Here is a 7,747-nt window from a genome sequence, read left to right on the forward strand (position 1 = left end):
ACAGATCACATGCTCTCCGCACGGGACATCGAGGCAGCTCAACGCAAGGCCAGCGTCCTCATCGAGGCGCTTCCCTGGCTCAAACGGTTCAACGGCGCGGTCGTCGTCGTGAAGTACGGCGGCCACGCGATGGCCGACGAGTCTCTCAAGCGCGCGTTCGCCGCCGACATGGTGTTCCTGCGCTACGCCGGCGCGCGGCCGGTCGTGGTGCACGGCGGGGGCCCGCAGATCTCCAGCATGCTGACGAGGCTCGGCATCGACAGCGAGTTCCGCGGCGGCTTCCGCGTCACCACGCCCGAGACGATGGACGTCGTCCGGATGGTGCTCGTGGGGCAGGTGGGGCGGGAACTCGTCGGACTGATCAACGAGCACGGACCGTTCGCGGTCGGCATGTCCGGTGAGGACGCGCACCTGCTGACCGCCACCCGGCGGTCGGCCACCGTCGACGGCGAGCAGGTCGACGTCGGCCTGGTGGGAGACGTCGCCACCGTCAATCCCGCAGCGGTCTGGGACCTGATCGAATCCGGCAGGATTCCGGTCATCTCGACGGTCGCGCCGGACGTGGACGGACAGGTGCACAACCTGAACGCCGATACCGCAGCAAGTGCGATCGCGGTCGCTCTCGGCGCGCAGAAGCTCGTGGTCCTCACCGACGTCGAGGGCCTCTACACCCGCTGGCCGGACCACGATTCGCTGGTCAGCCAGATCGGCACCGAGGATTTGGAGAAGCTGCTGCCGTCCCTGTCGGCGGGCATGATCCCGAAGATGGAGGCCTGTCTGCGGGCCGTCCGCGGGGGAGTGCCGCAGGCCACCGTCATCGACGGTCGGGTCGCGCACTCGCTGCTCCTGGAAATCTTCACCGAGGAAGGATTCGGCACGATGGTGGTGTCCACATGAGCGAGATGAAAGCCCGCTGGCGCGCCGCACTCATGGACAACTACGGCACCCCGTCCACCGCACTGGTGAAGGGCGAAGGCGCCGTCGTCTGGGACGACCAGGGCAACCAGTACGTCGACATGTACGCCGGTATCGCGGTGAACGTGCTCGGTCACGCGCACCCGGCGATCGTCGAGGCGGTGTCGGCGCAGGTCGCCACCCTCGGGCACGTGTCGAACCTGTTCGCGACCGTCCCGGCCGTGACCCTCGCCGAGCGTCTCCTGGAGAAAGCGGGACGCGACGGACGCGTCTACTTCTGCAACTCCGGCGCGGAAGCCAACGAGGCCGCGTTCAAGCTGTCCCGGCGCACCGGTAAGACGCACATCGTCGCTGCGGAGGGCGGTTTCCATGGCCGAACCATGGGCGCACTCGCACTTACCGGCCAGCCCAGCAAGCGGGATCCGTTCCTTCCGCTGCCCGGTGACGTCACCCACGTCCCGTTCGGCGACGTCGAAGCCCTTAAATCAGCGGTCACCGACAAAACCGCGATGGTCATCCTCGAGCCAGCGCTCGGCGAAGGCGGTGTCGTCCCCGCGCCGCCCGGTTATCTCGCCGCAGCGCGCGACATCACCCACAAGAACAATGCACTGCTCACGATCGACGAAGTGCAGACGGGCATCGGCCGCACCGGCTACTGGTTCGCGCACCAGGCCGACGGCATCCAGCCCGACGTCGTCACGCTCGCCAAGGGACTGGGCGGGGGGCTACCGCTCGGGGCCACGCTGGCGTTCGGTGACGCCGCGGCGCTATTCGGCCCCGGCAGCCACGGCTCCACGTTCGGCGGCAACCCGGTCTGCTGCGCGGCAGCCCTCGCGGTACTGGACACGATCGTGAACGACGATCTCCTGGCCCGGGCCAAGCACCTCGGTGAGCGGCTCCGCAACGGGATCACCCACCAGGCAGTAGCCGAAGTGCGCGGTTCCGGCGCCCTCCTCGGCATCGTCCTGAAAGAAGACATCGCGAAAGCCGCCGAAGCAGCCCTCGCCGAAGCCGGCTTCCTCGTCAACGCGATCGCCCCCGGCGTGCTGCGACTGGCCCCGCCGCTGATCCTCACCGACGACCAGGCGGACGCGTTCCTCGCGGCCCTCCCGGCAGCACTCGAGAAGAGCACGAAATGACCCGCCACTTCCTCGCTGACGACGACCTCAGCCCTGACGAACAGAGTCAGGTCCTTCGCTTGGCCGAGGAAATGAAAAAAGATCGGCACGGATACACGCCGCTCCAAGGCCCGAAGAGCGTCGCGGTGGTCTTCGACAAGCCGAGTACCCGTACACGGGTGAGCTTCGCGGTCGGTATCTCCGAACTCGGCGGCTACCCGCTCGTGCTCGACTCCGGCACCAGCCAGCTCGGCCGCGGCGAGACGATCGAGGACACCACCCGCGTGCTCGACCGGCAGTGCGCCGCGATCGTCTGGCGGACGTTCGGCCAGGACCGCGTCGAGGCGATGGCGAGCGTCAGCGCGGTGCCGGTCGTCAACGCGCTCACCAACGAGTTCCACCCGTGCCAGATCCTGGCCGACCTGCTCACGATCAAGGAGCGGTTCGGCGAGATCCAGGGCCGCACGCTCGCCTACCTCGGTGACGCCGCGAACAACATGGCGCACTCGTATCTTCTCGGCGGGGCCGTAGCGGGCCTCCACGTCAGGGTCGCGGGACCCGAACGACCGGACGAAGCGATCGTCGGGCGCGCCACGAAAATCGCCGAGAACACTGGCGGCAGCATCACGGTGACCGACGACCCCGAAGCAGCGGCCGACGACGCCGACATCCTCGCCACCGACACCTGGGTGTCGATGGGCCAGGAAACCGCGAGCAGCGCAGAGCGCCTCGCCACCCTCGCGCCTTATCGGATCGATCAGCACGCTCTGAAAACCGCCAAAGACACCGCGATCGTGCTGCATTGCCTCCCCGCCTATCGTGGCAACGAAATCAGTGCCGACGTCCTCGACGGGCCGCAGTCGGCGGTCTGGGACCAGGCGGAAAACCGCCTGCACGCCCAGAAGGCCCTCCTGACCTGGCTGGTTGAGCAACGACGATGAGCAACCCGGTGACCAAGGCGGCGCGCCATGCCCGGATCAGTGAACTGGTCCGCTCGACGCCGATCCCGTCCCAGACCGTGCTGGCCCGGCTCCTCGCCGATGACGGAATGGCCGTCACCCAGGCCACGCTTTCGCGCGATCTGGAGGAACTCGGCGCGGTGAAACTCCGCGGCGCCGACGGGTCACCGGCCGCCTACGTCCTACCGGAAGAAGGGGCGGCCCCGATGCGGCCGTCGGTCAGCCCGCCCGATCAGCTGATCCGCCGCCTCCAGGAGCTGCTCACCGGCGCCGAGGCCAGCGGCAACCTCGTGGTGCTCCGTACACCGCCCGGCGCCGCGCAGTTCCTTGCCTCGGGGCTCGACCGATCGGGCCTGCCTGACATCATCGGAACGATCGCCGGTGACGACACGATCCTCGTCATCACCCGCGAGACCGACGGCGGCGAAGCCTTCGCCGCCAAAGTCCTCGACTGGGCCCATCAACGGGGCACCGGCGCGGAAAACCTCGTCAAGGAATCTCAGTGACCGACACCGAAACCACCCGCCTCTGGGGCGGCCGCTTCTCCGGTGGCCCCGCCGAGGCCCTGGCACGGCTCTCCGTCAGCGTCCACTTCGACTGGCGGTTGGCCCCGTACGACCTGGCCGGGTCCCGCGCCCACGCGCGTGTCCTGAACCGCGCCGGGCTCCTCACCGCCGACGAGCTCCAGCTCATGCTCAAGGCACTGACCGAGCTCGAGAAGGACTGCGCGGACGGCGTCTTCACCCCGACGATCGACGACGAGGACGTGCACACGGCCCTCGAGCGCGGTCTCCTCGAGCGGCTGGGTGCGCTCGGTGGCAAGCTGCGCGCCGGTCGCAGCCGCAACGACCAGGTGGCAACCGACCTGCGCCTCTACCTGCGCGACCACGCGCGTGGCGTCGCCAAAGGCTTGACGGATCTGGCCACCGCCCTCCGTGACAAAGCCGAAGAGCACCAGACGACCCCGGCCCCCGGCATGACCCACCTGCAGCACGCACAGCCGATCCTGTTCAGCCACCAGCTGCTCGCGCACGTGCAGTCGCTGCTCCGCGACCTCGACCGGCTCACCGACTGGGACAAGCGTGCCGCGGTCAGCCCGCTCGGCGCCGGCGCGCTCGCGGGAAGCAGTCTGCCTCTCGACCCGGAGACGGTCGCGAAAGAGCTTGGCTTCGAAAAGTCAGCAGAAAACTCCATCGACGCCGTCAGCGACCGCGACTTCGCCGCCGAATTCCTCTTCATCGCCGCGCTGGTCGGCGTCCACCTCTCCCGCCTGGGCGAGGAGGTCGTGCTGTGGACGTCGCAGGAGTTCGGCTGGGTCACGCTCGACGACGCCTACGCGACCGGCAGTTCGATCATGCCGCAGAAGAAGAACTCGGACATCGCCGAGCTCGCCCGCGGCAAGTCCGGCCGCCTGATCGGTGACCTCACCGGTCTGCTCGCCACGCTCAAGGCGCTCCCCCTCGCCTACGACCGTGACCTGCAGGAGGACAAGGAGCCGGTGTTCGACGCCGTCGAAACGCTCGGCCTGCTCCTCCCGGCGCTCACCGGAATGATCGCGACGATGACCGTCCACACCGAGGTGCTCACCACGAGCACGCCCACCGGTTTCGCGCTCGCGACCGACGTCGCCGAATGGCTCGTCCGCAAGGGAGTGGCGTTCCGCGACGCGCACGAGATCGTCGGAGCGCTGGTCGCCAAAGCCGCGCAGCGCAACCAGGAACTCGACGACCTCACCGACGACGACCTGGCCGAGGTCAGCCAGCACCTCGACCCGTCGGTCCGCCAAGTCCTCTCGGTCGAGGGTGCCCTGAAAGCCCGCACGACGCCGGGCTCCACCGGCCCCGAAGCGGTCGCGGTCCAGCTGACGAATGCCAAGACCACGATCGCCGAGTTCACCACCTGGGCACAGGAGAACGTTGTCCCTCGCTGACATCCTGGCCGGACCGCCCGAGGACGCCGCCCCGGCGCTCCTCGGGCGGTACGTGCGCGCACACGGCGTCACGCTGCGCATCACCGAGACCGAGGCCTACGCGGGCACCGCCGGTGACCCCGCGTCCCACGCGTACCGCAGCCGCACCGCGCGGAACGCGAGCATGTTCGAAGGCCCCGGCACGCTGTACGTCTACTTCAGCTACGGCATGCACTGGTGCGTCAACATCACGTGCGGCCCGGTCGGCGTCGCGGCGGCAGTGCTCCTGCGCGCGGGCGAGGTGGTCGACGGCGTCGACGAGGCCCGCCGCGGCCGCAGCGTGGCACACCGGGATCTCGCCCGCGGCCCCGCCCGCCTCACCAAGACCCTCGGCATCGACCGCGCCGCCGACGGTACGAACCTCCTCGACGGCAAGGGCCCGCTCGTTCTGCTGGACAGGAAAGACCCGGAACCCGTCATCCGGAGCGGTCCGCGCACCGGCGTTTCCCAGGGCGCCGACACCCCGTGGCGCTTCTGGATCGACGGCGACCCGACCGTCAGCCCGTATAGGCGTTCGCCGCGCGCCCCGGCGATACGGAATGATGCTCTGCGTGAGTGATTTCCTCGACGAACTACGCTGGCGCGGTCTGATCGCACAGACCACCGATGAAGAGGCCCTGAGCAGGGCACTCGACGATGCCCCGCTCACGGTCTATGCCGGTTTCGATCCCACCGCCGCGAGCCTGCACGCCGGCCACCTCGTCCCGCTGCTCACGCTCCGCCGTTTCCAGCAGGCCGGGCACCGCCCGATCGTCCTCGCCGGCGGTGCCACCGGACTCATCGGTGACCCCAGCGGCCGCTCCAGCGAGCGAGTGCTGAACACGCCGGAAAAAGTGCGCGAGCTGGTCGAGAAGCTCCGCCCGCAGCTCGCCAAGTTCGTCGACTTCGAGCAGGGCGCGATCCTCGCGAACAACCTCGACTGGACCGCGAACATCTCCGCGCTCGACTTCCTGCGCGACGTCGGCAAACACTTCCCGGTCACGCAGATGATGGGGCGCGAGTCCGTCTCCGCCCGCATCAACTCCGGCGGCCTGAGCTACACCGAGTTCAGCTACCAGCTCCTGCAGGCCAACGACTACCTGCAGCTCTACCGCGACCAGAACTGCCGCCTCCAGATCGGCGGCAACGACCAGTGGGGCAACATCACCGCGGGTCTCGACTACATCCGCCGCGTCACAGCGAACGACGGCGGCCCCGCGCACGCCCTCACGCTCCCGCTGCTCACCAACGCCACCGGCGAGAAGTTCGGCAAGAGCACCGGCGGTGGCTCGGTCTGGCTCGACCCGTCGTTGACCAGCCCCTACGCGTGGTACCAGTTCTGGTTCAACACCGACGACCGTGACGTCGTCAGCCGCCTCAAGACGTTCACGTTCCTCGACCGCAAGGAGATCGAGGACCTCGAGGCCGCGGTCGCCGAACGCCCCGCGGCCCGGTTGGCCCAGCGCCGGCTCGCGGAAGAGATGACCACGCTGGTCCACGGCGCCGACGAGACCGCTGCCGTGACCGCCGCGAGTGGCGCCCTCTTCGGTCGCGGTGACCTCGGTGGCCTGCCTGCCGACACCCTCCGCGCCGCGTTGGCCGAAGCCGGCCTGCACGAGGTCAGCGGCGAGCTCCCGTCCGTCACCGCCCTGTTCCAGGCCTCCGGACTCTGCTCCAGCCTCTCCGACGCCCGCCGCACCGTCAGGGAGGGCGGGGCCTACGTGAACAACACGAAGGTCACCGACGGTGAGGCCCCTCCCGCACGGGAGGAACTGCTCCACGGCCGGTACCTGGTGCTCCGCCGCGGTAAGCGCACCATCGCCGGGGTCGAGGTCACTTCTTAGATCTACGCCTGCCTGGCGCGCGTCAGTCCCTTCCGCCCCTGCCGCGCGCCATGTGCCGCGCGTTACGCGCGGTACGTCCGAGGTCGGTACCGGAGGGGTCCTCACCCCGCTCACTACGAGCATCCGTCGCCCTCGTCGCGACGGCGCCATCGCGCCGAGCCGACGCGGTGCGGGGCTGGCGTCGAGCCGAGCAGAAGGTGCAGGGCCGGCGTCGAGCCGAGCGGACGCGGTGCGGGGCTGGCGTCGAGCCGAGCAGAGGGTGCAGGGCCGGCGTCGCGTCGAGCTGGCGGTGTGCGGGATGGCTTCGCGCCAGGCTGGCACGTGCGAGGAAGGGATCGCGCCGGGTGGAGCGGGCGCTGGGACGTAGGCCCGGGTAGCCGCCGCGAAGCGGGCCGCTGATCGGAGCGCTCTGCGCTGTGGTGACTTCGCAGGGTGAGCACGACGGGGTGTGGCGCGGGACACGTCCGGGCGGGTTTGCAGAACTGGCGGGAGCCGCGTAGATTTCGTCGGGCCCGCAGGGGAGACGGACACGAGCCGGACGCGCAAGCGCCGGAGTGGACGGCCCGCGGGAAAGCAGCCGAATCAACCGGTGCAAGCCGGTGGACAACGCTGCGCCCGGGCGAAGTAGAGCCGATTTGGCACTACGAACTCGACCGGATACGCTGGAATGACCGACCGAAACTGCGCCCTGGCGGCGCGGTTCCGCAACGTCGCAGTACCAGGAAGAACGAATATCGCGAATTTGGCGGTAGGAATTCGACCGGGTACGCTAGGAATCGCAAGAATGCGAGCCGATAAGGCGAGCAGGAAAGCATTCTTAGGTACCAGGAAAGGCCGCAGAGCGAATTTGCTCAAGCGAAACCAACCAGGTACAGTAAGAAACGCAGGACAAGCCCTGAGTGAGGCTCTGACGAGCGGATCCGGTGCGCGTGTGTTGTTTGAGAACTCAACAGTGTGTTTGAA

At 68.8% G+C, this 7,747-nt stretch carries 7 protein-coding genes; all 7 read left to right on the plus strand.

Annotation, left to right across the window (positions count from 1 at the left end; all coding sequences use genetic code 11):
- Positions 1 to 9 precede the first annotated feature (9 nt).
- The 7 genes from argB to tyrS are packed head-to-tail and all read left to right on the plus strand — an operon-like array spanning position 10 to position 6,784.
- The gene (gene argB / locus ACGFY5_RS30255) at positions 10 to 897 is read left to right on the plus strand and encodes an acetylglutamate kinase (RefSeq protein WP_392725081.1); all 888 of its coding nucleotides are present in this window, start codon (positions 10 to 12) and stop codon (positions 895 to 897) included.
- Positions 894 to 2,054, plus strand: coding sequence for an acetylornithine transaminase (locus tag ACGFY5_RS30260; RefSeq protein WP_392725016.1), 1,161 nt, complete (start codon positions 894 to 896; stop codon positions 2,052 to 2,054). The genes argB and ACGFY5_RS30260 overlap by 4 nt, the downstream gene beginning before the upstream one ends.
- Positions 2,051 to 2,974, plus strand: a complete 924-nt coding sequence (argF, locus tag ACGFY5_RS30265; RefSeq protein WP_392725018.1) for an ornithine carbamoyltransferase — start codon at positions 2,051 to 2,053, stop codon at positions 2,972 to 2,974. Before ACGFY5_RS30260 ends, argF begins: the two co-directional genes overlap by 4 nt.
- Entirely contained in the window at positions 2,971 to 3,498 is a 528-nt protein-coding gene (locus ACGFY5_RS30270) for an arginine repressor (RefSeq protein WP_392725020.1), read from the plus strand. The genes argF and ACGFY5_RS30270 overlap by 4 nt, the downstream gene beginning before the upstream one ends.
- Positions 3,489 to 4,922, plus strand: a complete 1,434-nt coding sequence (gene argH, locus ACGFY5_RS30275; RefSeq protein ID WP_392725082.1) for an argininosuccinate lyase — start codon at positions 3,489 to 3,491, stop codon at positions 4,920 to 4,922. The genes ACGFY5_RS30270 and argH overlap by 10 nt, the downstream gene beginning before the upstream one ends.
- Positions 4,861 to 5,520, plus strand: coding sequence for a DNA-3-methyladenine glycosylase (locus ACGFY5_RS30280; RefSeq protein ID WP_392725022.1), 660 nt, complete (start codon positions 4,861 to 4,863; stop codon positions 5,518 to 5,520). The genes argH and ACGFY5_RS30280 overlap by 62 nt, the downstream gene beginning before the upstream one ends.
- Entirely contained in the window at positions 5,513 to 6,784 is a 1,272-nt protein-coding gene (gene tyrS, locus ACGFY5_RS30285; protein WP_392725024.1) for a tyrosine--tRNA ligase, read from the plus strand. The genes ACGFY5_RS30280 and tyrS overlap by 8 nt, the downstream gene beginning before the upstream one ends.
- Positions 6,785 to 7,747 lie beyond the last annotated feature (963 nt).

The sequence above is a fragment of the Cryptosporangium sp. NPDC048952 genome, from assembly GCF_043197895.1.
Taxonomy (GTDB): Bacteria; Actinomycetota; Actinomycetes; order Mycobacteriales; family Cryptosporangiaceae; genus Cryptosporangium.